The sequence below is a fragment of the Gordonia jinhuaensis genome, from assembly GCF_014639795.1.
Taxonomy (GTDB): Bacteria; Actinomycetota; Actinomycetes; order Mycobacteriales; family Mycobacteriaceae; genus Gordonia_B; species Gordonia_B jinhuaensis.
Genome location: NZ_BMGC01000118.1, coordinates 1 through 515 on the forward strand (window position 1 = coordinate 1; position 515 = coordinate 515).

Genomic DNA, 515 nt, shown 5'->3' on the forward strand with positions numbered 1-515 from the left:
GCGTTTCGCGGCTTGCTGCGCTTTCCACTGCGCCACTCCGGCTCGGTAGACCTGCGTGCCGCTGCGGGTCGCCGCGTTGCGGCGCAGCTCGCGTGAGATCGTCCCCGGGTCGCGTCCGATCCGACGGGCGATCTCCCGCACGCCGACATCCTGGGCGCGCAACAGTGCGATCTCCTCACGCTCGGTGAACGACAGGTAGCGGCCCGTGGGCTCGTCCAGGCTGATCGGCGGCATGCCGCCAGCGTGACGGAACCACCGGGACCCGACCGGCCACGACACGCCGACGGCCTCCGCGGCGTCGGCAGTCGTCGCTCCTGAGGCGATCCGCCGCCAGAAATCGCGCTGCACCGCACGCGAGGGTTCCGGTCTCCCCGGTGACCGCATCGACGGGCGCAACGCCCGATCCGCCGCCCACTGCCGGCGGGCACCCACCGGCGCCTGGCGTGTCTGCTTGTTGCTGCGTCCCATCGCACACCTCCGTCATCGAGGTGTTGCGACGACCGATTGAATCCACC

General features: G+C 71.3%; 1 protein-coding gene. It reads right to left on the minus strand.

What is annotated here, in order from left to right:
- A partial coding sequence (locus IEW22_RS20355) for a helix-turn-helix domain-containing protein (protein ID WP_229742943.1) occupies nucleotides 1-384 on the minus strand: 384 nt, incomplete at its 3' end.
- Nucleotides 385-515 lie beyond the last annotated feature (131 nt).